This is a genomic window from Devosia sp. Root413D1 (assembly GCF_001425235.1).
GTDB lineage: Bacteria > Pseudomonadota > Alphaproteobacteria > Rhizobiales > Devosiaceae > Devosia_A.
Genome location: NZ_LMEA01000008.1, coordinates 667,246 through 689,482, shown reverse-complemented (window position 1 = coordinate 689,482; position 22,237 = coordinate 667,246). Strand labels below are relative to the sequence as shown.

25 protein-coding genes and 1 riboswitch are annotated in these 22,237 nt (G+C 64.7%); of the genes, 8 read left to right on the top strand and 17 right to left on the bottom strand.

Going from position 1 to position 22,237, the window contains the following annotated elements; all coding sequences use genetic code 11:
• Window positions 1–45 precede the first annotated feature (45 nt).
• The 4 genes from ASC89_RS11815 to glyA all read right to left on the bottom strand — a co-directional run bounded on the left by ASC89_RS11815 (window position 46) and on the right by glyA (window position 3,674).
• Window positions 46–1,260: an MFS transporter gene (locus tag ASC89_RS11815; protein ID WP_055878921.1), complete on the bottom strand. Its 1,215-nt coding sequence runs from the start codon at window positions 1,258–1,260 to the stop codon at window positions 46–48.
• Window positions 1,261–1,266: 6 nt separating this feature from the next.
• Window positions 1,267–1,767, bottom strand: a complete 501-nt coding sequence (nusB, locus tag ASC89_RS11810; RefSeq protein WP_055878923.1) for a transcription antitermination factor NusB — start codon at window positions 1,765–1,767, stop codon at window positions 1,267–1,269.
• Window positions 1,768–1,849: 82 nt separating this feature from the next.
• A complete protein-coding gene (gene nrdR, locus ASC89_RS11805) occupies window positions 1,850–2,329 on the bottom strand; it encodes a transcriptional regulator NrdR (RefSeq protein WP_055997857.1) in 480 nt (159 codons plus the stop codon).
• A 40-nt stretch (window positions 2,330–2,369) separates the two neighbouring features.
• Window positions 2,370–3,674: a serine hydroxymethyltransferase gene (gene glyA / locus ASC89_RS11800; RefSeq protein ID WP_055878928.1), complete on the bottom strand. Its 1,305-nt coding sequence runs from the start codon at window positions 3,672–3,674 to the stop codon at window positions 2,370–2,372.
• Window positions 3,675–3,811: 137 nt separating this feature from the next.
• Window positions 3,812–3,894, bottom strand: a riboswitch (ZMP/ZTP riboswitch).
• Between the two features lie 120 nt (window positions 3,895–4,014).
• Between glyA and ASC89_RS28960 the strand changes: the two genes are divergently transcribed.
• Complete coding sequence (locus ASC89_RS28960; protein ID WP_055878931.1) at window positions 4,015–4,440, top strand: BA14K family protein; 426 nt, start codon at window positions 4,015–4,017, stop codon at window positions 4,438–4,440.
• 80 nt (window positions 4,441–4,520) lie between these two features.
• Here ASC89_RS28960 and ASC89_RS11790 read toward each other — a convergent pair whose 3' ends face one another.
• Window positions 4,521–5,024, bottom strand: coding sequence for a histidine phosphatase family protein (locus ASC89_RS11790; RefSeq protein ID WP_082533334.1), 504 nt, complete (start codon window positions 5,022–5,024; stop codon window positions 4,521–4,523).
• A 194-nt stretch (window positions 5,025–5,218) separates the two neighbouring features.
• Here ASC89_RS11790 and parC point away from each other — a divergent pair, with 194 nt between their 5' ends.
• Both parC and ASC89_RS11780 read left to right on the top strand, forming a co-directional pair.
• On the top strand, window positions 5,219–7,498 hold the full coding sequence (gene parC / locus ASC89_RS11785) for a DNA topoisomerase IV subunit A (protein ID WP_055997851.1): 2,280 nt from the start codon (window positions 5,219–5,221) through the stop codon (window positions 7,496–7,498).
• 16 nt (window positions 7,499–7,514) lie between these two features.
• Entirely contained in the window at window positions 7,515–8,441 is a 927-nt protein-coding gene (locus ASC89_RS11780; protein WP_156384586.1) for a hypothetical protein, read from the top strand.
• Between the two features lie 2 nt (window positions 8,442–8,443).
• On the opposite strand, the gene ASC89_RS11775 is transcribed toward ASC89_RS11780, so the two are convergent.
• Window positions 8,444–9,172 carry an arginyltransferase gene (locus ASC89_RS11775; protein ID WP_055878940.1) on the bottom strand — a complete coding sequence of 243 codons (729 nt, stop codon included), beginning with the start codon at window positions 9,170–9,172 and terminating at the stop codon, window positions 8,444–8,446.
• Between the two features lie 81 nt (window positions 9,173–9,253).
• Window positions 9,254–9,745: an RDD family protein gene (locus ASC89_RS28140; RefSeq protein ID WP_162247935.1), complete on the bottom strand. Its 492-nt coding sequence runs from the start codon at window positions 9,743–9,745 to the stop codon at window positions 9,254–9,256.
• A 135-nt stretch (window positions 9,746–9,880) separates the two neighbouring features.
• On the opposite strand from ASC89_RS28140, the gene ASC89_RS11765 reads away from it, so the two are divergent.
• Window positions 9,881–10,333, top strand: coding sequence for a hypothetical protein (locus ASC89_RS11765; protein WP_244488444.1), 453 nt, complete (start codon window positions 9,881–9,883; stop codon window positions 10,331–10,333).
• Here ASC89_RS11765 and hemB read toward each other — a convergent pair.
• Window positions 10,330–11,343 (bottom strand): porphobilinogen synthase, encoded by a 1,014-nt coding sequence (hemB, locus tag ASC89_RS11760; RefSeq protein WP_055998060.1) that lies wholly within the window; start codon window positions 11,341–11,343, stop codon window positions 10,330–10,332. The two genes, ASC89_RS11765 and hemB, sit on opposite strands and share 4 nt — an antisense overlap.
• Window positions 11,344–11,540: 197 nt before the next feature.
• Between hemB and ASC89_RS11755 the strand changes: the two genes are divergently transcribed.
• From ASC89_RS11755 to ASC89_RS28135, 4 genes are all read left to right on the top strand, one after another.
• Complete coding sequence (locus tag ASC89_RS11755; protein ID WP_055878947.1) at window positions 11,541–11,924, top strand: hypothetical protein; 384 nt, start codon at window positions 11,541–11,543, stop codon at window positions 11,922–11,924.
• A gap of 292 nt (window positions 11,925–12,216) precedes the next feature.
• On the top strand, window positions 12,217–12,726 hold the full coding sequence (ldtR, locus tag ASC89_RS11750; RefSeq protein WP_055997842.1) for a transcriptional regulator LdtR: 510 nt from the start codon (window positions 12,217–12,219) through the stop codon (window positions 12,724–12,726).
• A gap of 280 nt (window positions 12,727–13,006) precedes the next feature.
• The gene (locus tag ASC89_RS11745; RefSeq protein WP_162247934.1) at window positions 13,007–14,272 is read left to right on the top strand and encodes a murein L,D-transpeptidase; all 1,266 of its coding nucleotides are present in this window, start codon (window positions 13,007–13,009) and stop codon (window positions 14,270–14,272) included.
• 5 nt (window positions 14,273–14,277) lie between these two features.
• Entirely contained in the window at window positions 14,278–14,532 is a 255-nt protein-coding gene (locus ASC89_RS28135) for a DUF6898 family protein (RefSeq protein WP_082533312.1), read from the top strand.
• 108 nt (window positions 14,533–14,640) lie between these two features.
• Here ASC89_RS28135 and ASC89_RS11740 read toward each other — a convergent pair whose 3' ends face one another.
• The 9 genes from ASC89_RS11740 to rpoZ all read right to left on the bottom strand — a co-directional run bounded on the left by ASC89_RS11740 (window position 14,641) and on the right by rpoZ (window position 22,174).
• Window positions 14,641–15,108: an SRPBCC family protein gene (locus ASC89_RS11740; RefSeq protein WP_055997836.1), complete on the bottom strand. Its 468-nt coding sequence runs from the start codon at window positions 15,106–15,108 to the stop codon at window positions 14,641–14,643.
• Between the two features lie 44 nt (window positions 15,109–15,152).
• A complete protein-coding gene (gene recO, locus ASC89_RS11735) occupies window positions 15,153–15,875 on the bottom strand; it encodes a DNA repair protein RecO (RefSeq protein ID WP_055997833.1) in 723 nt (240 codons plus the stop codon).
• 24 nt (window positions 15,876–15,899) lie between these two features.
• Complete coding sequence (era, locus tag ASC89_RS11730; RefSeq protein WP_156384584.1) at window positions 15,900–16,850, bottom strand: GTPase Era; 951 nt, start codon at window positions 16,848–16,850, stop codon at window positions 15,900–15,902.
• A complete protein-coding gene (gene rnc, locus ASC89_RS11725; protein ID WP_055878959.1) occupies window positions 16,847–17,551 on the bottom strand; it encodes a ribonuclease III in 705 nt (234 codons plus the stop codon). Before rnc ends, era begins: the two co-directional genes overlap by 4 nt.
• Window positions 17,551–18,315, bottom strand: coding sequence for a signal peptidase I (gene lepB, locus ASC89_RS11720; protein ID WP_244488443.1), 765 nt, complete (start codon window positions 18,313–18,315; stop codon window positions 17,551–17,553). Before lepB ends, rnc begins: the two co-directional genes overlap by 1 nt.
• A gap of 30 nt (window positions 18,316–18,345) precedes the next feature.
• On the bottom strand, window positions 18,346–18,765 hold the full coding sequence (gene acpS, locus ASC89_RS11715; protein ID WP_055878965.1) for a holo-ACP synthase: 420 nt from the start codon (window positions 18,763–18,765) through the stop codon (window positions 18,346–18,348).
• A complete protein-coding gene (gene pyrE, locus ASC89_RS11710) occupies window positions 18,762–19,346 on the bottom strand; it encodes an orotate phosphoribosyltransferase (RefSeq protein ID WP_055997830.1) in 585 nt (194 codons plus the stop codon). Before pyrE ends, acpS begins: the two co-directional genes overlap by 4 nt.
• Entirely contained in the window at window positions 19,343–21,616 is a 2,274-nt protein-coding gene (locus tag ASC89_RS11705) for a bifunctional (p)ppGpp synthetase/guanosine-3',5'-bis(diphosphate) 3'-pyrophosphohydrolase (protein ID WP_055997827.1), read from the bottom strand. Before ASC89_RS11705 ends, pyrE begins: the two co-directional genes overlap by 4 nt.
• A 189-nt stretch (window positions 21,617–21,805) precedes the next feature.
• A complete protein-coding gene (gene rpoZ, locus ASC89_RS11700) occupies window positions 21,806–22,174 on the bottom strand; it encodes a DNA-directed RNA polymerase subunit omega (protein ID WP_055878973.1) in 369 nt (122 codons plus the stop codon).
• Window positions 22,175–22,237: the final 63 nt, after the last annotated feature.

Below are 22,237 nucleotides of genomic sequence, written 5' to 3'. Positions count from 1 at the left end.
GGCGTCCGCCGGGATGACGGCCGGAGGTTGTGGCGTGTTCGAGAGCTAGCCCGGCTGCCCCTCCGCCCTGCCCGGCCGAAAGCTGACCCATGCCAGCGCCAGGATCGCCACCGCGGCGACCGGGATGGCCAGGAGGTTGATGGCCTCCCAGCCGATCAGCTGCAGCAGCAGGCCCGAGGCGATCGAGGCCAGGGCCATGACCCCGAACACCACCTGCTCGTTGGCGGCCTGCACCTTGGCGGCCTCTTCCGGCCGGTAGGCGGCGGCGAGCATAGCGGTTGCGGCGATGAATCCGAAATTCCAGCCAACACCAAGCAACACCAACGAAATGTTGAAGTGCATCGTGGTGATGCCGTGCAGGTTGACGCCAGCCGCCAACAGGATCAGCAGCAGCCCGATGGCTGCGGTCAGCCTGGCGCCGACGCGCTGAATGATCGCGCCGGTGACGAAGCTGGGGGCGAACATGGCGACGATATGCCACTGGATGGCGAAGGCCGCTTCCTCGGTGGTGTGGCCGCAGACATAGACCATGGCCAGCGGCGCCGCGACCATCACCAGCACCATCAGCGAGTAGCTGATCGCAGCGACCACCATCGGCACCCAGATGCCGGTGTCGCGCAGCAGCACCGCCAACGGCCGGCCGGCCTTGCGGTCCTCCGCCCGCTTCACGGTGGGCGCCAGCCGGGTGCGGCTGATCACTCCGATCGCCACCAGCGCCAGCACGCCCATGACCAAGTAGGTCGCGGCGAACTCGTGTCCAGGGATCCAGCCCTTGGTGTGTGCAGCAACCTGCGGACCGAGGAAGCCTGATACCACGCCGCCGAACAGCACCCAGGAGATGGCCCGCGACTTGAGGTTGGCGGGCACGCTGTCGGCCGCCGCGAAGCGGTACTGGTTGGCGAAGGCCGCGGTAACGCCGAAGACCGCGAGCGCCAGGCAGAACAGCCAGAACTGATCGAGCCAGGCGGCGAGCGCCGCGATCATCCCCGCCGGAATGGCGATCGATGCGCCAAGCATCAACCCCTCGCGCCGCCCCAGCGAATGGATCAGCAGTGCCGCCGGCCCGGTGGCGAGCGCGGTTCCGATGATCATCAGGGTAACGGGGACAGTCGCGAAGCCCTTGTCGGCGATCATGGTCGCGGCGGTCAGCGAGGCGATCGACATGATGATCGCCTGGTTCGAGCCGAGGATCGCCTGGGCGACGGCGAGCAGGCCGATATTGCGGAGCGGCGAGCCGATGCTGGTGGCGCGCTCGTCCATCCCGTCCTACCTGGCCTTGGCTGCTTCGTCGTCGCGGCCGGCGGCGCGGGCCACGCCGTCGAGCACGGCGTTGACCATCTTGGGCGCGTCGTCTTCGTAGAACGCCTTGGCGACGTCGACATACTCGGTGATCACGACGCGCGCCGGGATGTCCTTGCGCCGCAGCAATTCGAAGGTCGCGGCACGGAGGATGGCGCGGAGCGTCGCGTCGATGCGGGGCATCGGCCAGCCGTCGACCAGGGCGTTATCAACCGCGGGGTCGATCTGCAGCTGCGCCTTGATCACGCCGGTGACGATCTGGCGGAAGAAGTCGGCATCGGCCGGCAGATACTCCTCCCCCTCCACTTCACGCCCCACATGGATGGCGCTGAACTGGCTGAGCGTGTCCTCGAGCGTCTGGCGGCCGACATCCATCTGGTAGAGGGCCTGGACGGCGGCGAGGCGGGCCGCGCCACGCTGGTTGGCGGTGCGGGGCGCGGAGGGATCACGCGGCTTGGGCTGGGCCATATTGGAAAGTCATTCTGTTGTGCGCGCTCAAACGCGCAATGTTCTGCCCTTGGCTTAGCCACTGGGCGTGGGAACCGCAATCTCAATCGTCGTGATTGGGCTTCAGGCGCTCGTCGTTGCCAAGCTCGGTCAGGAACGAACGGAAGTCGTCGGCGGCGGAGAAGTTCTTGTAAACCGAGGCAAAGCGCACGAATGCGACGTCGTCGAGGCCCTTCAGCCCCTCCATGACGAACTCGCCGATTTGATCGGAAGTCACCTCGACATCGCCGAGGCTTTCGAGCTGGCGCACCACGCCCGAAATCATGCGCTCGACCCGCTCCGGCTCGACGTCGCGCTTCCTGAGCGCCGTGCCCACCGAACGCGCCAGCTTGTCGCGATCGAACGGCACCTTGCGGCCGGACTTTTTGACCACCAGCAGCTCGCGCAGCTGCACGCGCTCGAAGGTGGTGAAACGGCCGCCGCAGGCATTACAGATCCTGCGGCGACGGATGGCGTTGGAGTCCTCGGTCGGCCGGCTGTCCTTGACCTGCGTATCGTCATTTCCGCAATAGGGGCAGCGCATCGGTAGGCTCCAGGAATGCTCCGCGAAGGCGAAGCTATGCTCAGTCGGCGTAGATCGGGAAGCGCGAGGTCAACGCCATGACCTTGTCGCGCACCGCCGCTTCCACCGCGGCGTTGCCTTCGTCGGAATTGGCTTCACGCAGGCCGTCCAGCACCTCGACGATCAGCTTGCCGATCTCGCGGAATTCGGCCTCGCCGAAACCACGGCTGGTGGCCGCCGGAGTGCCCAGGCGAACGCCCGAGGTGACGAACGGCTTTTCCGGGTCGAACGGGATGCCGTTCTTGTTGCAGGTGATGTAGGCGCGGCCGAGGCCGGCTTCCGCCCGCTTGCCGGTGGCGTTCTTCTTGCGCAGGTCGACCAGCATCAGGTGGTTGTCGGTGCCGCCCGAAACCACGTCCAGCCCATTCTCGATCAGCGTCGCCGCAAGCGTGCGGGCATTGGCCACCACCTGGCGGGCATAGGCCTTGAACTCGGGCTGCAGCGCTTCCTTGAAGGCCACGGCCTTGGCCGCGATGACGTGCATCAGCGGCCCGCCCTGCAGGCCAGGGAACACCGCCGAGTTGATCTTCTTGGCGATCGCCTCGTCGTTGGAGAGGATCATGCCGCCGCGCGGGCCACGAAGCGACTTGTGCGTGGTGGTGGTGGTGACATGGGCATGTGGCACCGGCGAGGGGTGCACGCCACCGGCGACGAGGCCGGCGATATGCGCCATGTCGACCATCAGGTAGGCGCCGACTTCATCGGCGATCTCGCGGAAGCGGGCCCAATCCCAGACACGGGAATAGGCGGTGCCGCCGGCAAGGATCAGCTTGGGCTTGTGCTCGCGGGCGAGGCGGGCGACTTCGTCCATGTCGAGCAGGTGATCATCCTGGCGCACGCCATACGACACCACCTTGAACCACTTGCCGCTCATGTTGACGGGCGAGCCGTGCGTCAGGTGGCCACCCGAGTTGAGGTCGAGGCCCATGAAGGTATCACCGGGCTCGAGCAGCGCCAGGAACACCGCCTGGTTCATCTGCGAGCCGGAGTTCGGCTGGACGTTGGCGAAGTTGGCGCCGAACAGTTGCTTGGCACGCTCGATGGCGAGGTTCTCGGCGATGTCGACATATTGGCAGCCGCCGTAATAGCGCTTGCCCGGGTAACCCTCGGCATACTTGTTGGTCATGATCGAGCCCTGCGCCTCGAGCACGGCCTTGGACACGATGTTTTCCGAGGCGATCAGCTCGATCTCGTGCTGCTGCCGGCCGAGTTCGAGCTTGATGGCTTCGGCGATCTCGGGATCGGTCTCGGCCAGGGTGTTGGTGAAGAAGCGGGGGAAGAGCGGAAGGGATGCGGCGGCGCTCATTTGGCGTCTCCCGGGGCAGTAGGATTGGGGTTTCGGCTGGCGTGCGTGTAGCACGCTGGCCCAAGCGATTCCAAGCTGAGGACAGCCTGGCAATATCTGTGGATCGTCCGGTTCATGCGGGCTCCCATGAGGTTTCGGTTGGGTGCCCAGGCGAGCGGCAGCTGCTCGTTCGCGTTCCCCGATGGTGCCCCATCTGATCTCGCCAGTCGCGCGAACACCTCATTATCGCAGAGTTGAACCGCCGATGAAAGCCCCAGTCCGGGCGCCCCCCGCAACTATGCGTGCCTCAAAACGTTGTGCGAGCCAGCGTCAGCTCAACAAGAAGACGAGGAGTCCTCACATGAAAAAGCTCGCTTCCGCCATTGTCGCTACCAGCCTTGCCGGAATCATGATGATCCCAGCACCTGCCAGCGCGGCTTCGGTCAACATCAGTATCGGCCAGCAGCAGCGCTACGTTTCGGAGCGGTGCCTCGAGCATCCGAACTGGCGTGGCTGCGATGACTGGCGCCGGAACCATAATCGCTGGGGCTCCGGCGACTATCGCAACTGGTACCGCTGGAACCAGCCGAACCTGGGCAGCGTCGCCGCCGGCATTTTCGGCTTCGCAGTGGGCGCCGCCATCGTCGGCAGCATGAACCGCAATGTCGACCGCTATGACGGCTTCGACGGCCACGTCGCTGCCTGCGAGGCCCGCTATCGCTCGTACAACGCCGAGACCGACATGTTCCTCGGCTATGATGGCCGCTACCATCGCTGCAATCTCTGATCGCCGCCCCCGGGGGCGCCCGCTGCGGCGCCCCACCTTCGGCTAGCCCTTTGGCGTCCGCTGCGGCGCCCCACCTTCGGCTAGCCCTTTGGCGGCCGCAGGAAGTGCACCAGCCGCCCGCAACGCGGCGCCAGCTCCATCCAGTCCGAGATCTCGCAGTCGATCACCGCGATGCCTGCAGTCGGGAAATTCCCCAGAGCCGCGCCGTCGGCGCTAAAGGTCAGAGCCGTTTGCTCGGTCGCACTGTTGTGCCCCAGCAGCATGAGACTCTTCGCACCGCTCCCCTGCTCCGCGATCAGGCCGAGATAGTCGTGGTCGCGCCGGTCGTAGACGGCGTCGCTCCAGACCACGTCGGGCCTCGGACCGTTGGCCGGCAGGCGGGTCATGGCCAACTCGAGCGTTTCGCGCGTCCGGCGTGAGGTAGAGCAGACAATGCGGTCGGGCAACCAGCCGTGCCTGGTCAGGGTCTCGCCGATCCACGCCGCAGCGGCGATGCCGCGCAGCGCCAGTGGCCGATCGAAATCACTGAGGCCCGGATCGTCCCAGGCGGATTTGGCGTGACGAACGAGGATCAGGCGAAGCATCTGGAGATCGTAGAGCAAGCCACCGCCGGCGCAACCTTTGACGCAGTTGCGCGGGATCGCGGCTACGACGGCAACTATCACACCTGCCGCCTGTGACGGGACGCTAAACTCCGGGGATGCGGCCTTGCTGCACCCCCGGTTCGAGGCCCCAATCGCTATAGTGCGAAAATGATTCGCATGACTGAGACCACCCGATGAGCGACGATCCGGACACCGTTCCGCCCGATGGCGATAACCAGCGGGTCGTAGATCTCCGCGAGGCGCTCGAGGAGCGCTACCTCTCCTACGCCCTTTCCACCATCACCCAGCGCGCCCTGCCCGATGCCCGCGACGGCCTGAAGCCGGTGCACCGCCGGATCCTGCACGCCATGCGACTGCTGCGACTCGACCCGGGCGGCGCCTACAAGAAGTCGGCCAAGGTGGTCGGCGACGTGATCGGTAGCTTCCATCCGCACGGCGACCAGTCGATCTATGACGCCATGGTCCGCCTAGCGCAGGATTTTGCCATGCGCTACCCGCTGGTCGACGGCCAGGGGAATTTTGGCAATATCGATGGCGACGGGGCGGCGGCTTACCGTTACACCGAAGCGCGCATGACCGAGGTGGCCTCTCGGCTGCTCGAGGGCCTGGGCGAGAACGCGGTCGACTTCAAGCCGACCTATGACGGCGCCACCGAGGAACCCTCGGTGCTGCCGGCGAACTTCCCCAACCTTTTGGCCAACGGCTCGACCGGCATCGCCGTCGGCATGGCCACGTCGATCCCGCCGCACAACGTCGATGAAATCTGCGACGCGGCGCTGCACCTGATCAACAATGGCCGCGACGGCACCACCACCGCCGATCTGATGCACTACATTCCCGGTCCGGATTTTCCGACCGGCGGCATCCTGGTGGAAAGCCAGAGCTCGATCCTCAATTCCTACGAGACCGGCCGCGGTTCGTTCCGCCTGCGCGCCCGCTGGGAGCGCGAAGACAAGGGGCGCGGCGTCTACCAGATCGTCGTCACCGAGATCCCCTATGGGGTGCAGAAGTCCAAGCTGGTCGAGAAGATCGCGGAGCTCTTGCTCAACAAGAAGCTGCCGCTGCTCAAGGACATCCGCGACGAGAGCGCCGACGATGTCCGCCTCGTCATCGAGCCGCGCGCCGGCACGGTCGACCCGGCTATCCTGATGGAGCAGCTGTTCAAGCTGAGCGACCTCGAGCAGCGCATCTCGCTCAACATGAACGTCCTCGACCGCGGGGTCGTGCCGCGGGTGATGAGCCTCAAGGAGGCGATCGTCGCCTGGCTCGAGCACCGCAAGGACGTGCTGGTGCGCCGCACCAACAACCGGCTGGCCGAGATCGCCCGCCGGCTCGAAGTGCTCGACGGCTATATCGTCGCCTATCTCAACCTCGATGAAGTGATCCGCATCATCCGCGAGGAGGATGACGCCAAGGCCTCGCTGATGGCGACCTTCAGCCTCAGCGATGTGCAGGCCGAAGCGATCCTCAATATGCGGCTGCGCTCGCTGCGCAAGCTCGAGGAAATCGAGCTGCGCACCGAACACAAGACGCTCAGCGAGGAGCAGGCGCATCTCAACGCCCTCATCGCGTCCGACAAGAAGCAGTGGGGTGAGATCGCGAGGCAAATCGGCGAGCTGAAGAAGGCCTACCCCAAATTCGAGAAGGACGGTGTCACCCGCCACCCGCGTTGGGGCCGCAAGACCGACTTCTCCGAGGCGATGGATATCGACCACGAGGAAGTGGCGACGCAGATGATCGAGCGCGAGCCAATCACCGTGATCCTCTCCGAAAAGGGCTGGATCCGCTCGATGCGCGGCCACACCACCGAGATCGATGACAAGGGCTTCAAAACCGGCGATCGGCTGAAGCTGTTCCTCCACGCCCAGACCACCGACAAGCTGCTGCTGCTCTCCACTGGCGGCAAGGTGTTCACGCTCGCCGGCGATCGCCTGCCGGGCGGCCGCAGCCAGGGCGAGCCGGTGCGGCTGATGGTCGATATCGAGGAAGGCCAGGACCTGGTCGATCTCTTCGTCTACCGGCCGGGCCGCAAGCGGGTCATCGCCTCGCGCAAGGGCGACGGTTTCGTCGTCGCCGAGGACGAGCTGATCGCCAATACCCGCAAGGGCAAGCAGGTGCTCAATGTCGGCGACACCGAGGAAGCGCGGCTGATCGCGCCGCTCGAAGGCGACATGCTCGCGGTGATCGGCGAGAACCGCAAGATGCTGGTGTTCCCGCTCGACCAGTTGCCCGAGATGGGCAGGGGCAAGGGCGTCCGCTTGCAGAAATACAAGGACGGCGGCCTCTCGGATCTGAAGACCTTCCCCTCCGGCGTCGGGCTCACCTGGACCGACTCCTCCGGGCGCAACTATACCAAGACAATGACTGAGCTGACCGAATGGCTGGGCGATCGCGCCTCGGCCGGTCGTCAGCCGCCGACGGGCTTCCCAAGAAACAACAGGTTTGTCGGTTAGCGACGGACTTCCGGATTTGACTGAAGCGAAAACCGAAACCAACGGTGCACGACGCGACTGCGTTGTGTTCGTGACCCATATCTGGACGTCGGAAGTCGCCGAGCACTACGCGCGGCTGAAGCGTGAGGCGGGCACGGTGCTCGACGTCTTCCTCGCCTATCAGCACAACGAGGGAGAACTCGGCACGCCCGCGCCGGTGCAGGCGGATTTCGTAGTCCGCATGACCGACAGCGCCAGGCATTTCCCGCTTCGCTACCAGGAATTCCTGCAGCACCCTACTCCCCGGGGCTATGTCGACCTGGTCTGGATCACGGCGTTTCTCGACCCCAGGCTGGCGGCTTACGACCGCTTCTGGCTGGTCGAGTACGACGTCGATTTCTCGGGCGACTGGGCTGACTTCTTCAGGCCTGCGGCCGGCTACGAGGGTGATCTGCTGACAACCCGCATTCATCCGCTGAGCGCCGAGCCGAGCTACTATTTCGCGCCGATCTATCGGCAGCCCGCGCACGCGATCGCAGATCCGCTGATCGTGTTCATGCCGATCTCACGCCTGTCGCGACGGTTGCTGGAGCACTACTGCGGGATGCTGCTGCAGCCGGGCTGGCACGGCCACTTCGAGATGCTGCTGCCTTCGATGGCGCGGGCGGATGGCTTCTCCATCGCCGAGATTGGCGGCCATGATACCCAGACGCCCAGGGAACGCTGGGGCCATCACTACGACGGCAGTCATCTCGATATGCACACAATGGGCACCACGCACGCCTATCGGCCACCGCGCGGATTCCGCTATTTCGTCAGGGCGCCGCAGCAGTTCCGCCAGCGGAACCGCATCTACCACCCGATCAAGGTGGGGTTGTCGCTGCGCCGACGGCTGCACATGCGGTACCTGCCACAACTGAAGAAGCTGCGGGCCTTCTCGCGCTGGTTGCGGGGAAAGGCCTGAGGCTACTCGAGGCGGCGCCAGCCCAGCGGGCCACGCTGCACTTCGAGCGGACGGAACTGGCCCTTGTAGGCCATCTTCGGCGAGTCCTTCACCCAGTAGCCGAGATAGACATAGGTGAGCGCGGCGAGCTTCACCTGCTCGATGTGGTCGAGGATCAGGAGGTTCCCGAGCCCGCGCTTGTCGAGCAGCGGGTCGTAGAAGCTGTAGACCATCGACAGCCCATCCGGCATGACGTCGGTGAGCGCGACGGCCACCAGCGGGCGCTGCGGGTGCGAGGTGAGCCGGTACTCGACCACCACGGTCTGCACCGGGGTATCCTCGACCATGTACTCGTAGTCGACAAAACTCATCTGCGTCATGCCGCCGCCGGCATGGCGGGCATCGAGGTAGCGCTTGAACAGCGCGAACTGCTCCGCGGTGGCGCGCGGCTGACAAACCTCGACGGCGATGTCGGCATTGGCCTTGCGGATGCGCCGGTAGCGCGCCGACGGCACGAATTCCTGCGCCACGATGCGCACCGACTGGCAGGCCGAGCAGCCGTCGCAGGCCGGCCGGTAGATCAGGTTCTGGCTGCGGCGGAAGCCGTTGTCGCTCAACAGGTGGTGGAGCGAAGCGGCCCGGCGACCGGTCAGGTGGGTGAAGAGCTTACGCTCCTGACGACCCGGCAGATACGGACACGGCATGGCCGCGGTAAGGAAGAGCTGGGTGTTCTCGGGCGTCTGATCGGTCATCGTCGTCCTTCGAGCGATGCTCAGAGGATAGACGCGACCCGATGGGCCGGCAATGGCCCATCATGCCTCAGCGCACCGCGATCAAGCCGAGTGCATGCCGCCGGACCGCCAGAACCGCTGCATCGGTGAACGGCGCAGCATCAGCGTGCCCACGACGAGGTCGTGCAGCATCTGCTGGCGCGGCGTGAACAGCGCGAAAAGGATCGAGAACGGCCAGGAAATCCACACCGTCACCCAGAACAGGATCGGGTGGATGAGGATGCTCCAGCCGTTGAGCGGCGTACCGCGCACCGGCGTCAGCACGATATCCATCATCTGCATGCCGACGGTGGCGCGCATCGGCGAGCCGAGCGTTGCGGCATAGTAGCCGAGGATGGCCAGCGGAATGATGATCGGCAGCGCCAGCAGCCCGAGCCCCAGCGTCACGATGCCGAAGACCCCACCGACCAGCAGCGCGGCGATGGTGATGAAGGTGATGATCACGCAGTCGATCAGCCACGCCGCAGCGCGGCGCAGCAACACGCCCTCGAACAGTTCCGGCGCGTTGGACGGGTCGGGAAGATGGTCGCTCATGGTGTTGCCCTGGTTCATGAGGGAAAAGATGGGGACCATGAGGTCCCACACAAGTGGGGACACGAAAAATCCCCTGGCCAGCGGCCGAGCGTGACGCCAGTCTGGTCCGGGGCCTGTCCGTCCGGGCAGGCGATCGTGGGCATCGACATGCTTGATCTGAGCCGTTCCAGCATCGCCATCCCGCCCCATCTGAGGGACGTGCGCTACAATGCCAGCCATTTTCCAGGCGCCCCCGGCGTGCTTGGGGTCGAAGGCGGCGCGAACTGCCAGCAATACGCCTACGCCGTGCTCCGCCATCACGGCTTCGTCCTGCCCGACCTGCGGTCCGACGCGTTGTGGCTGGATCGGGACGACACAGCTGAAGCTGAGCGAATGGCGCCGTTCGACCTGGTGCTCGTTCACGACAATCCCGACAGCTGGGGCGCGCATGTCGGACTGTGCGTCGGAGCCGATGTCGTCCTGCACCTCTCGCGGAGGATCGGTGTCCCCGCCATCGAACCGCTCGGGGACCTGCAGCAGCGGGAGGCATACCGATATCTGATCGGCTGCAAGCGCCCGCTGCGCCGTGTGGCTGCCGAGTCGAGCTAGGCGTTCAGCAACCGCGCCGCCTCGAGGGCGAAGTAGGTCAGCACGCCGTCGCACCCTGCCCGCTTGAAGGCCACGAGGCTTTCCAGCATGGCGCCCTCGCCATTGATCGCCGCAGCCTCCGCCGCAAAGCGGATCATCGCGTACTCGCCCGATACCTGGTAGGCGAACAGCGGTACGTCGAAGGCGTCGCTCACGCGCTGCACGATATCGAGATAGGGCAGTCCCGGCTTCACCATCACCATGTCGGCGCCCTCGGCGATATCCTGCGCCACTTCGCGCATCGCCTCGTCCGAATTGGCATAGTCGAGCTGGTAGGTGCGCTTGTCGCCAATGAGCCGGCTGCCCGAGCCCACCGCCTCGCGGAACGGGCCGTAATAGACCGAGGCGAACTTGGCCGAGTAGGCCATGATGGCCACGTGGTCAAAACCCTCGGCATCGAGCGCCCGGCGGATGGCGGCAACGCGGCCATCCATCATATCGGACGGGGCGATGATGTCGGCCCCTGCCCTCGCCTGCATCAGCGCGGCCTTGACCATTGCCTCGACCGTCTCGTCGTTGAGGATCTCGCCGTCGCGGACCAGCCCGTCCTGACCGTCGGATGAGTACTCGTCGAGCGCCACGTCGGTGATCAGCCCGATATCGACGCCGGCGTCGCGGATGGCGCGCAGCGCCTGCGCCGTCAGATTATCCGGGTTCCAGGCTTCGCTGCCGTCGGCATTGCGCCGGTCGTCCTGGGTATTGGGGAACAGCGCCAGCGCCGGGATGCCCTCGGCGGCGGCCGCCCTTGCCGCTTCAACCACGAGATCGACGCTCAACCGTTCGACGCCGGGGAGCGTGCGGATGGCGGTGCGCTCGTTCTGCCCCTCGATGATGAAGAGCGGCCAGATCAGGTCGTGCGGCGTGAGCACGGTCTCGCGCACCATGTTGCGCATCCAGCCGGCGCGGCGCAGCCGACGTTGCCGCCGCCCGCCGAGAAAGCTCATGTCGTGCTTGGGCCAGTTCGTGCTCATCAGGCGCTCCATCAGGGCATCCCGCCATTCGTCAAACGGCGAGATGCCCTCATTTTTTTGTTTGTCGCGCTCTCGAACCGGAAAAGTCTGCAACTTTTCCTGAGAACGCTTCGGACCGCGGCGCTTCTATCAGGCACGGCGGTCCTGCGCCAAGGCTTGCGCTTGTCGCACCATCCCATCCGCGCTATCCACGCCGGATGGATTTCAAGAGCGAACTCGCCGGGCGCTATCTGAGGATCATCGCGATCATCGCGCTGCTGCTCGGCCTTGCCGATGCGTCCCGCCTGCTCGGGGTCTCCTCCGGCGCCGTCAGCCCGATCGCCCAGCTCGGCCCCACCGGCTTTGCCTTCCTCACCGTGTTCTGCCTCGCCCGGCTGTTCGCCGCGGTGGGCCTGTGGATCCGCGCCAGCTGGGGCGCCGTGCTGCTGGTCGGCGCCACCCTCGTCGAGCTGGCGCTCTACCTGGGCGGAGTGCCCGGCGCCGAGATGGGGGCCTTTGGTTTCGCCCTCAGGCTGCTGCTGGTCGGCGGCATCGCGGTGTTGTTCTTCCTCAGCTTCCGGCTGCGCCGCGCCCACGACTAGGGCCTAAAAGCGCGTCTCGATCTCTGGGATTCGCTCGTGCGCTTTAGCCATTTTTCTGCGCATGTCTTTATCCCGAAACCGGTACCCACTTTCGGGAGACATGCTGCGGTAACGGACGATTCAGGTTACAATTTTCTGACCTGCGGTTACCTCTCGTAAAGCCAAATTCCTGAACTTTTTCCGTAAGATAGTTTTAAGTCTACGGCTTAAGGCCATCTTATTTGGGCCCCCGTAGTTTGGGGCCTATGAGACGCGAAGAAATCGCGCAAGACGACAGGACAGTGAGGCAACAATGGCAATCAAATCCAACGCCGCAGAGGCAATGGTTCCGGAAGAAGCTCTCGGGCTGAAGCCGCTCTACCTCGAAGCCGTCAGCCGTGTCGAACGGCTCCATCGCCGGCTGCTCGACCTGATCAAGGACGAGTTCGACCGGATGGGCTGGGACGATATCAACCCCGTCCAGGCGCTGCTGATGTTCAACATCGGCGATGCCGAGATGACCGCCGGCGAGCTGCGCTCGCGGGGCTACTATCTCGGCTCGAACGTCTCGTACAATCTCAAGAAGCTGGTCGAGACCGGTTATATCTTCCAGGAGCGTTCGCGTTCCGACCGCCGCTCGGTCCGCATCCGCCTCACGCCCAAGGGCGAGGAAGTGGCCGAGGTGATCGACGAACTCTACGATCGTCACCTCAAGTCGATCGAAAAGGTCGGCGGCCTCAACGGCGAGACGTTTGAAGGCCTCAACAAGGCGCTGGGCCGCCTGGAGCGCTTCTGGGTCGACCAGATCCTCTACAAGCTCTGACCTCGGGCAGAGGTCGCTCTGCCTGGGCCCAAATCGACCAGTGTGGCATCCTTGCCACAGCGGATTCAGCAAACGCCGGCCTTAAGCCGGCGTTTCTTATTTATGCCCAGAATTCGGCTATGCATCGAAGCAATTGCAGGCTGATCCCTCGTCACTGCAAGTCCCTTGGTTTTGTGCGTTCAGACGGTCGGCAGTTCACACCTGCTTGACCACGTTGGAGGCATACTGGGGCCGATGCTATGAGGGACAACCTCTCGGAATGGCGACTTTGGGTGACTTGATGCGGTTGAATCGACGGAACCTCCTGACCTCCATGGCGGCGATGGGCGCCGGCCTTGCGATGCCGGCCATCGTCAGGGCGGAGGAAGACAACTTCTGGGACGCGCTTAACAAAGATAAGCGGATCAAGAACGTCGATCAGGAAGGCAACACCGCCACCGCCAAGAGCCTGGTCGATACGATCGAGCCGATCCTCAGCTACGACACCTCGTACAACCTGCAGCTGGCAATCCAGAACTATGAAGCGTTCATCGCCGCCAATGGCAGCTGGGAAGCGCCGACGCGGGAAACCTTCGGGCTGAAGCTGGGCGAGTCGCGCCGGGCCGCTGCGCTGTTGAAGCGCCGCCTGATGATCAACGGCGACATGCCGCTCGAAAAGCGCGTCAACGACGAGTTCGATGCCGGGCTCGATGCCGCGGTGCGCCTGTTCCAGGCCCGCCACGGCCTCGTCATCAACGGCGCCGTGGACGAAGCGACGTTCTACGCATTGTCGGTGCCGGCGGATTACCGCCTCAACCAGCTTCGCCTCAATGCGCAGCGCATCGACCAGTGGGCCTCGGCGCTTTCCGATCGCTATGTCGCGGTGAATATTCCGGCGGCGGTTGTCGAGGCGGTTGAGGGCGCGCAGGTGGTGCAGCGCCATAACTCGGTGGTGGGCAAGGTCGACCGCGCCACGCCGATCCTCAACTCCAAGATCTTCCAGGTGAAGTTCAATCCTTACTGGACGGTGCCCAAGAGCATCATCGAGAAGGACATGATCAAGTACATGAACGAGGATCCGGAATACCTGACCAAGTTCCGCATCCGCATCTTCGACGGCAAGGGCAACGAGATCCCGCCGACGGCCATCAACTGGCAGACCACCGAGGCGGTGAAGTACACCTTCCGGCAGGATCCGGGCGGCGAGAACTCGATGGGTCACTGCAAGATCGATTTCTACAACAAGTACGACGTCTACATGCACGACACGCCGCAGAAGGCGCTGTTCGGCGAGAACGCCCGCTTCCACTCCTCGGGCTGCATGCGCTGCGAGAACATCGAAGAGCTGGTGGCTTGGCTGCTGCGCGACAATGGCGGCGGCTGGACCCCCGAAAGCGTCATGGCCGCATGGGAGCAAGGCATGCGCGAGGACATCAAGCTCGACGTGCAGATCCCGATCCACACCACCTACATCACTGCCTGGGCCAACCGGCAGGGCACGGTGAGCTTCCGCGACGACGTCTATCAGTTCGACGCGCAGGGCATCGTCAACTTCGGCGAAGGCTGATCACGATGGCCGGACCCGACAATCGTCCGTCCGGCCAACAGCCTTCCGGGCATAGAGTCCTCTTCGAGTTCACGCAACTCGGCCAGCAAATGCGCATCGCCGCGATCGACGAGGCGACCGGCACTGAAGTGGTGGTGATCACACCGCTGACCGCCAGCCGCTTCCAGATGCAATCGCTGGCGCTGGGCAAACTCCGCCGCCGGCTCGGCATCGAGGAGCCGCCCCCGCCGCCCGGGCCGAAGCCGGCGAAGTACGCTTAGCTCTATTCTCGGCCCGTGCACTGCCGCGTCCCCACCCACGGTGTCACCCCGGCGAAGGCCGGGGCCCATCCTGAGATGCCGGCCGTAAGATAAGGGGGCCACCCACCCCTACTGCCCCTCTACATACCTCGCCAGATTCTCCAGCGACGACCTCAACCCCGTATCGTGATCTTCCTTGTTGATGCCGGGTGGCACGTCTTCGGAGAGGATGATGACGCGGGTGCCGCCATCGGCGGGTTCGAGGTCCCAGACCATGCGCATGGTACCGGCGAAGGCCGGATCATCGCTCCTGAAGCGCACCAGTTGCACCACGCGATGACCAGGGACCAGTTCGGCGAATTCCGACTCCACCATGTCGGTATCCTCGGTGGTCTTGCCGGGGCCGGGAACGCTGTAATGCAGCGCCATGCGGAAAGCGCCGCCAGGGCGCGGTTCGAACTCCAGCATTTCGCCGGTCATCCCCTCGGGTGGCAGCCAGGCCAGCAGCGCATCGCGATCGACGAACGCCCGGTAGATCGCCTCGGGCGGCGCGGCGATGATCCGCGACGCGGTGTCGATGCGCAGGTGCTCGGTCATGGCGGTTCTCCTTGAGACAGGCAACGCGCGAGGTGCGCCGTGGATCAATCGGCTGGCTTCGACACCAGCTCGATGAAGGTTTCGCGGATCGCCGGCGGTTCGAGCTGGCGCGCCAGCCAGACATGCATATCGAGGAAATGCCCGGTCAGCGTGAAGGCGGCGCCGACATCCTCCGCTGTCGGATCGGCGCTGCTGATCAGGAATGGTGGCAGCCGCAGCAGCCGTGGCAGGTAGGGCTCGGCGGCGGCGCGACTGACGGCCCGGCCGGATTTCGGCGAGACATGGGTCAGGTCGCGCGTCGTGCCGGTCGCGGCGCAGCTCGACAGATCAAGACCGAAGCCCAGCTCATCGAGCAGGATCAGCTCGAAGCGTGCCACCGAGGCGCCGAGTTCGAGCACCGACCCCTCCTGGTCGAGGATGCGGATGGCAAGGCCGAGCAGGCGATCATGCGGATCGCGCTCCGGCAGCAGCCGCAGGTGTTCGCAGACGATCTGACTAGCATAGAGTTTTACCCGGTCGGCGATCAGCCCGGCGGCGCGCGCCTCGAGCAGCTCGAGCGTGAAGGTGCCGAGGTGCTCTTCCAGCCGGGCGCGCCAGCTGACCTGCACCGAATTGCCGGGCTGCAGCGTCGCCGCGAGCTTCGATGAACGGCCACCGCGGATCAACCCGAGATGCCGCCCCCTGCCCTCGACCATCACCTCGGCGATGACGCTCGACTCGCCGTGACGGCGAACGCCGACAATCAGCCCTTCACCGTCCCACTGCATGGACCGTCGCGCCGCGGTGCGCCCTCACTTCTGGTGCGGGTACTCCAGCCCCATTTCGCGATAGCGCTCGGGATCGTCGCCCCATTTCTCGCGGACCTTGACGAAGATGAACAGGTGCACCGGCACCTCGAAGATCTCCATCAACTCCTTGCGCGCTTCAGCGCCGATCGACTTGATGGTCTGCCCGCCGGCGCCCAGGACGATTTTTTTGTGCGTGTCGCGGGTGACATAGATCACCTGGTCGATGCGATACGAGCCATCCTTGTTGATGGTGAACTTCTCGCCCTCGACCGTGGCGTTGTAGGGGATCTCGTCGTGGACACGGAGGAACAGCTTCTCGCGCGTCACCTCGGCGGCGGTGATCTGCAGGGTGAGGTCGGTGAGCTGATCCTCGGGGAAGTGCCAGGGGCCGAGCGGAATGCGCTTCAATGCCCAGTTGAGCAGGTCCTGTACGCCGCTGCCGGTCAGCGCGGAGATCATGAAGGTCTGTTCGAAGCGCAGGCGTCCGTTGAGAGCCTCGGACAGCTTCAGCAGCTTTTCCGGCTTGATCAGGTCGACCTTGTTGAGCACCAGCACCTTGGGGTGCGGGACGTTCCCCAGCCCCTCGAGCAACGCCTCGATTTCCGGGGTGACGCCGCGCTCGGCATCGACGATCAGGGCGACGAGGTCCGCATCGCCCGCACCGGTCCAGGCAGCCTCGACCATGGCGCGGTCGAGCCGGCGCTTGGGCGCGAAGATGCCCGGCGTGTCGATGAAGACGATCTGGCCATCACCCTCGGTCACCACGCCACGGATCATCGAGCGCGTCGTCTGCGCCTTGTGGGTGACGATCGAAACCTTGGTGCCCACCAGCGAGTTGAGCAGCGTCGACTTGCCGGCGTTCGGCGCGCCCACCAGCGCGACGAAGCCGCAGCGGGTGTTTTCGCCGGCCACCGGCAGCTCGGCTGCCTCGGGCATTTCGTTCTTGTCGGTCATATCGTGTCGCGCCAGACTTTCTCTCGGATCAGGAAAGCCTCGGCGGCCTTGTGCTCAGCCAGCTTTTTGGAGGGGCCGGTGGCGGTGATGGCGGGGAAATCGCCGAGCCGCACGGCAATGGTGAATTCCGGCGCGTGATCGGGGCCGGTGCGCTCGACTTCGGCATAGAGCGGCGGCTCGAGGCCCCTGCCCTGCGCCCATTCCTGCAGCGTGGTCTTGGGGTCGGCGCGGACATGCCCGGCGTGGTCGAGCTGCTCGCCGAACAGCCGCTCGACGATCTCGTAGGCTTGGCCCAGCCCGCCATCGCAGAAGACGGCGCCGATCACCGCTTCGGCGATGTCGCCGAGGATGGCATCCTTGTTGGCGCCGCCGGTGCGCGCCTCGCTGTCGCCGAGATTCATCTCCGAACCGAGGTCGAGCTGCCGAGCGATGGCGGCGCAGGTTTCCTTGCGCACCAGGGTGTTCAGCGAGCGCGACAGCTCGCCTTCGTTGGCCTTGGGCATCCGGCGATACAGCATGTCGGCCACGACGAGGCCGAGCACGCGATCGCCGAGGAACTCGAGCCGCTGATAGGAGCGCTCGATGCGCTTGCCTGGGGAAACGGCGCTGGAGTGAGTCAGCGCCCGATCGAGCAGGTCGGGGTCGGCAAAGCGATAGCCCAGACGAGCTTCGAGCTTTTCGTGCGAGCGTCCCTTCGCCATCAGTTCACGGACTGGAACATCCGGTCCCAACGCACGTTGGCCGGCCATTCCCACAGCTGCCACGGCGGCAGATTGTTCTTGATCGAGAAGAACCGCGCCTCGGCCTTGCCGATCAGATTATCGAGCGGCACGTAACCCACCTGGCTCAGCACGCGGCTGTCGGCGGACCGGTCGCGGTTGTCGCCCATCATGAAGAAGTGGCCCGCGGGAACGACGTACTCGGCGGTGTTGTCGAGCTGCTCGTTGTCGGAGATCTCCTGGATGGTGTGCGTGACGCCGTTGGGCAGCGTCTCGGTGTAGACGGTCACCGGCACGGTGGTCATGTAGCTGTCGGTATCGGTCGCCGTACCGGTCTGCTGGCGCTCGACCATGGTGCCGTTGATGTAGAGGCGCCCCTCTTTCATCTGGATGCGATCGCCCGGCATGCCGATGACGCGCTTGATGTAATCTTCGTTGGTGATTTCGTTGCGGAACACCGCGACATCGCCGCGCTTCGGCTCACTGCCGAAAATGCGGCCGTTGAACGGCAGCGCGATCGGGAACGAGTATTTGCCAAAACCCCAGGTCCACTTGTTGGCGATGAAATAGTCGCCGATCATCAGCGTCTGCTGCATCGAGGCGGTGGGGATCGAGAACGGCTGGTAGAGGAACGTCCGGAAGATCAGGGCGATCGCCAGCGCCTCGATGATCACGATGATCGTCTCGAGCAGCTCGTTCTTCTTCTTGCCGGCCTTGGCTTCGGCTTTCGACATGGACTGGCTCATTTCTCGCCTCTACCCCTGGGGGTCAAGTGGTTATGGGAGGGCCGCCGCCTGGTCAACCGGCAGCGCCTCGATAATGACGAACGCCTGGGCCATGCCGCCGTCGTCGGTAATGGTCAGGTGGATATGTGGCTTGTGGCCGGCCGGAACAAGCCGCTCCAGCATGCGGGCAGCGCCATTGGTCAACTTCATGGTCGGCTTGCCCGAAGGGAGGTTTACGACGCCCATGTCGCGCCAATAAACGCCGAAACTAAGGCCGGTTCCCAGCGCTTTCGAGCAGGCTTCCTTGGCGGCGAAACGCTTGGCATAGGAGGCCGCGCGCTGGGCCCGGCGATCCGATTTCTGCCGTTCGAGCTCGGTGAAGATCCGATGCGTGAAGCGATCGCCATAACGCTCCAGGGTCTTTTCGACCCGCTTGATATCGCACAGGTCGTTACCGAGACCGATAATCATGAGAGCCCCCTCGATCCCGGCTTGATCGCCGGGATAACCGCAAGCTCGGGCGGCAAGGCGTCGGCCGGATAGGCCGGCACCTTGTACTCGACCAATGAAACCAGCGGCACGCCGACGTCCGCCTCGCCGGCGGAGCGGTCGATCAGGCACGCCGCGGCGACGACATCCGCGCCGGTCTTCCTGATCGCCTCGATGCACTCGCGGATCGAGATACCGGTCGAAACGATATCCTCGACGATGATGACCTTCTCGCCGGGCGCGAGCTCGAAGCCGCGGCGCAGCTCGAACTTACCCTCGACCCGCTCGGTGTAGATCGCCGGCACACCCAGGTGCCGCGCCGTCTCGTAGCCCGGAATGATCCCACCCACTGCCGGGGAGACGATCTGGCTCACATCGCCATAGCCTTCGGCGCGGATCTTCTCCGCCAGGGCGCGGCAGAGCTTTTCCGCCTTGGCCGGGTGCATGAACACCTTGGCCTTCTGCAAGAAAATCGGCGAGCGCAGGCCGGAGGAGAGGATGAAATGCCCCTCGAGCAGCGCGCCGCTCTCACGGAACAGGTCCAGTACTTCGTCAGTGGTCACGCGAGCTCCTCTTGCCGTTCGGGCGCAGTCCATTCCAGCCGGTCGAGCGCCCGGGCCTCGGCGACCGTGGCGCGCTGCACATCCGAGATCCCGGCCGCCAGCTTCAGCGAGTTCAGCACGTCGGTGAGCTGGGCGAGATCACGGACCTCGATCTGGAAGATGAACCGATGAAAATCGGGCGATTCCATGCGCATCACCAGATTATGGATGTTGGCCTCGCAGGCGGCAATCACCGTGGAAATCTGGGCCAGCGAGCCCGGCTTGTTCTGGGCCTGCATCGAGATGACGCAGGGATGATCGCGGTCCTCGCGGCCGGCCACGTCCCAGCGCACGTCGATCCAGGCGACGTCGCTGTCATAGAGCTCGGACAGCGCGTCCGAATGAATCGGGTAGATGATGATCGGGGTGTCCGGCGTCATGATGCCGACCAGCCGGTCGCCCGGCACCACGCCCTCGGGCGACACCTCGACCCGGGTATTGAAATCGAGCTGGGTCAGCGCCGCCTTGGCCTTTGGACCGGAGCGCGGGTTGCCCGGCACGCGGAAGCGGAATTCGTCGGTCGCCTTCAGCGCGAACCAGCCCTCGGCCTTGTCGGGTACCGGCAGGTCGATCTTCTTGCGCCGCCGCTTGATGCCCTTGACCTCCATCACCTGGGTGTCGAGGTCCTCGCCGCTGATCTTGCCTTCGCCCAGCGCGATCAGCAGTTCGCGCTTGCCCGGCTGCCCCAGCCCCTCGGCGAGCAGCTTGAACTCGGCATCGTCGAGCCCGGAGCCTTCGCGCTCGAGCAGAATCGAAACCATGTGCTCGCCGAGCGCATAGGCGCGGGCTTGTGCCTGCAGCCGCACCGCACGGCGAATGGCGGCGCGGGCCTTGCCGGTTGCGGCGATGGTCTCCCAGTTCGACGGCGGCAGGTGGTTCTGGTCGCGGATGATCTCGACTTCGTCGCCGGAGCGCAGCTGGGTGACCAACGGCACGATCTGCCCATTGATCTTGGCGCCCACACAGGTGTCGCCGATGTCGGTGTGGAGCGCATAGGCGAAGTCGATCGGCGTGGCGCCGCGCGGCAGGGCGATGAGCCGGCCGCGTGGGGTGAAGCAGAACACCTGGTCCTGGAACAGCTCGAGCTTGGTGTACTCGAGAAAATCCTCGGTCGAGGAGCCGGCGGTCAGGTGGCTGATGGTCGAGCGCAACCAGACGAAGGCCTTGCTCTCGTTCTCGATCTTGTGGATGTCGGTGGCGCCCTCCTTGTAGAGAGCGTGCGCGGCGATGCCGAGCTCGGCGATGCGGTGCATCTCCTCGGTGCGGATCTGCAGTTCGGCGCGCTGCCGCCCGACCCCGACGATGGTGGTGTGGATCGAGCGGTAATCGTTGTGCTTGGGGACCGAGATGTAGTCCTTGAAGCGCCCGGGCACGACCTTCCAGTTGGTATGGACGATCCCCAGCGCCCGGTAGCAATCGGCGACGCTCGGCACGATCACCCGGAAGCCGATCATGTCCGAAAGCTGCTCGAGGGCGATTTGCTTCCGCTCAATCTTGGTGAAGATCGACCAGGGCGATTTCACCCGCGCCGAAACCCGCGCGTCGATGCCGTCGCCTTTCAGTTTCTCGCTGAGTTCGGTCTTGATGGTCTTAATGGTGTCGGCGAACTCCGACTTCATCTCGTCGAGCCGGTCAGTGATCGCCTTGTAGTGATCCGGCTGCAGCACCCGGAACGCCAGGTCTTCGAGCTCCTGGCGCATGTCCTGCATGCCCATGCGGCCGGCCAGCGGCGCATAGATATCCATCGTCTCGGTGGCGATGCGCTTGCGCTTGTTCTCGGGCATGAAGTCGAGCGTGCGCATATTGTGCAGCCGGTCGGCGAGCTTGACCAGCAGCACCCGGACGTCGGCCGAGATGGCGAGCAGGAGTTTTCTGAGATTCTCCGCCTGCGCTTCTTCGCGGGTCACCAGCTGCAGCCGGTCGATCTTGGTCAGCCCGTCGACAATGGCGCCGATCTCCGGACCGAACAGCTGGTCGATTTCGGCGCGCGTCGCGTCGGTATCCTCGATGGTGTCGTGCAACAGCGCCACCGCGATCGAGGCGTCATCGAGCTTCAAATCGGTGAGGATGGCGGCGACTTCGAGCGGGTGGGCAAAGTATGGATCGCCCGAGGCGCGCTTCTGCGTGCCATGCTTCTGCATGGCATAGACATAGGCCTTGTTGAGCAGTGCCTCGTCGGTATTCGGGTTGTAGGCCTGCACCCGTTCGACGAGTTCGTACTGACGCATCATAGGGTTACCGCACTCTCCTACGCGGCCCCGCCTCGGCGGCTCACGTCTCTTCGGCGCGAGGTTGCCCGGAAACGTCCAACGACCTTTCCTGATCTCGCCCGACCGACGATGCAAACAAAAAAGCGCCGGGCGGAAACGCCCGACGCCTCAAGACTATATATGCGAGATCAGCCGCCGATCAATCGGAGCTTAGTCGTCCCGGCGCTCCGGCGGAGCCAGGGATTCGATACCGCGCAGCAGTTCGTCTTCGCTGATGGTGTCGAAGGTATCGCTGTCTTCGTCGGCGTTGGCATCGAGCAGCGGAGCGGCGTGCTTTTCGGGCTCGTCGACCTCGACGTATTTCTGCAGCGAGTGAATCAGGTCCTCGCGCAGGTCTTCGGGGGAGATGGTGCCATCGCCAATTTCGCGCAGCGCCACGACCGGGTTCTTGTCGTTGTCGCGATCGACGGTGATGGACGAACCAGCCGAGATCATGCGAGCGCGGTGCGCTGACATCAGCACGAGGTCGAAACGGTTCTCAACCTTCTCAATGCAGTCTTCGACGGTGACGCGGGCCACGTACGTCTCCAGGTTGTTGTGGGATCAAGCGGCCCTCATACACGACCGGGTCGGTGGGCACAA

Excerpts from the sequence above, each read along its gene's own strand:
- ASC89_RS11815 (WP_055878921.1), bottom strand. The coding sequence starts at position 1,260 with ATGGACGAGCGCGCCACCAGCATCGGCTCGCCGCTCCGCAATATCGGC.
- nusB (WP_055878923.1), bottom strand. The coding sequence starts at position 1,767 with ATGGCCCAGCCCAAGCCGCGTGATCCCTCCGCGCCCCGCACCGCCAAC.
- nrdR (WP_055997857.1), bottom strand. The coding sequence starts at position 2,329 with ATGCGCTGCCCCTATTGCGGAAATGACGATACGCAGGTCAAGGACAGC.
- glyA (WP_055878928.1), bottom strand. The coding sequence starts at position 3,674 with ATGAGCGCCGCCGCATCCCTTCCGCTCTTCCCCCGCTTCTTCACCAAC.
- ASC89_RS28960 (WP_055878931.1), top strand. The coding sequence starts at position 4,015 with ATGAAAAAGCTCGCTTCCGCCATTGTCGCTACCAGCCTTGCCGGAATC.
- ASC89_RS11790 (WP_082533334.1), bottom strand. The coding sequence starts at position 5,024 with ATGCTTCGCCTGATCCTCGTTCGTCACGCCAAATCCGCCTGGGACGAT.
- parC (WP_055997851.1), top strand. The coding sequence starts at position 5,219 with ATGAGCGACGATCCGGACACCGTTCCGCCCGATGGCGATAACCAGCGG.
- ASC89_RS11775 (WP_055878940.1), bottom strand. The coding sequence starts at position 9,172 with ATGACCGATCAGACGCCCGAGAACACCCAGCTCTTCCTTACCGCGGCC.
- ASC89_RS28140 (WP_162247935.1), bottom strand. The coding sequence starts at position 9,745 with ATGAGCGACCATCTTCCCGACCCGTCCAACGCGCCGGAACTGTTCGAG.
- hemB (WP_055998060.1), bottom strand. The coding sequence starts at position 11,343 with ATGAGCACGAACTGGCCCAAGCACGACATGAGCTTTCTCGGCGGGCGG.
- ASC89_RS11755 (WP_055878947.1), top strand. The coding sequence starts at position 11,541 with ATGGATTTCAAGAGCGAACTCGCCGGGCGCTATCTGAGGATCATCGCG.
- ldtR (WP_055997842.1), top strand. The coding sequence starts at position 12,217 with ATGGCAATCAAATCCAACGCCGCAGAGGCAATGGTTCCGGAAGAAGCT.
- ASC89_RS11745 (WP_162247934.1), top strand. The coding sequence starts at position 13,007 with ATGCGGTTGAATCGACGGAACCTCCTGACCTCCATGGCGGCGATGGGC.
- ASC89_RS28135 (WP_082533312.1), top strand. The coding sequence starts at position 14,278 with ATGGCCGGACCCGACAATCGTCCGTCCGGCCAACAGCCTTCCGGGCAT.
- ASC89_RS11740 (WP_055997836.1), bottom strand. The coding sequence starts at position 15,108 with ATGACCGAGCACCTGCGCATCGACACCGCGTCGCGGATCATCGCCGCG.
- recO (WP_055997833.1), bottom strand. The coding sequence starts at position 15,875 with ATGCAGTGGGACGGTGAAGGGCTGATTGTCGGCGTTCGCCGTCACGGC.
- era (WP_156384584.1), bottom strand. The coding sequence starts at position 16,850 with ATGACCGACAAGAACGAAATGCCCGAGGCAGCCGAGCTGCCGGTGGCC.
- rnc (WP_055878959.1), bottom strand. The coding sequence starts at position 17,551 with ATGGCGAAGGGACGCTCGCACGAAAAGCTCGAAGCTCGTCTGGGCTAT.
- lepB (WP_244488443.1), bottom strand. The coding sequence starts at position 18,315 with ATGAGCCAGTCCATGTCGAAAGCCGAAGCCAAGGCCGGCAAGAAGAAG.
- acpS (WP_055878965.1), bottom strand. The coding sequence starts at position 18,765 with ATGATTATCGGTCTCGGTAACGACCTGTGCGATATCAAGCGGGTCGAA.
- ASC89_RS11705 (WP_055997827.1), bottom strand. The coding sequence starts at position 21,616 with ATGATGCGTCAGTACGAACTCGTCGAACGGGTGCAGGCCTACAACCCG.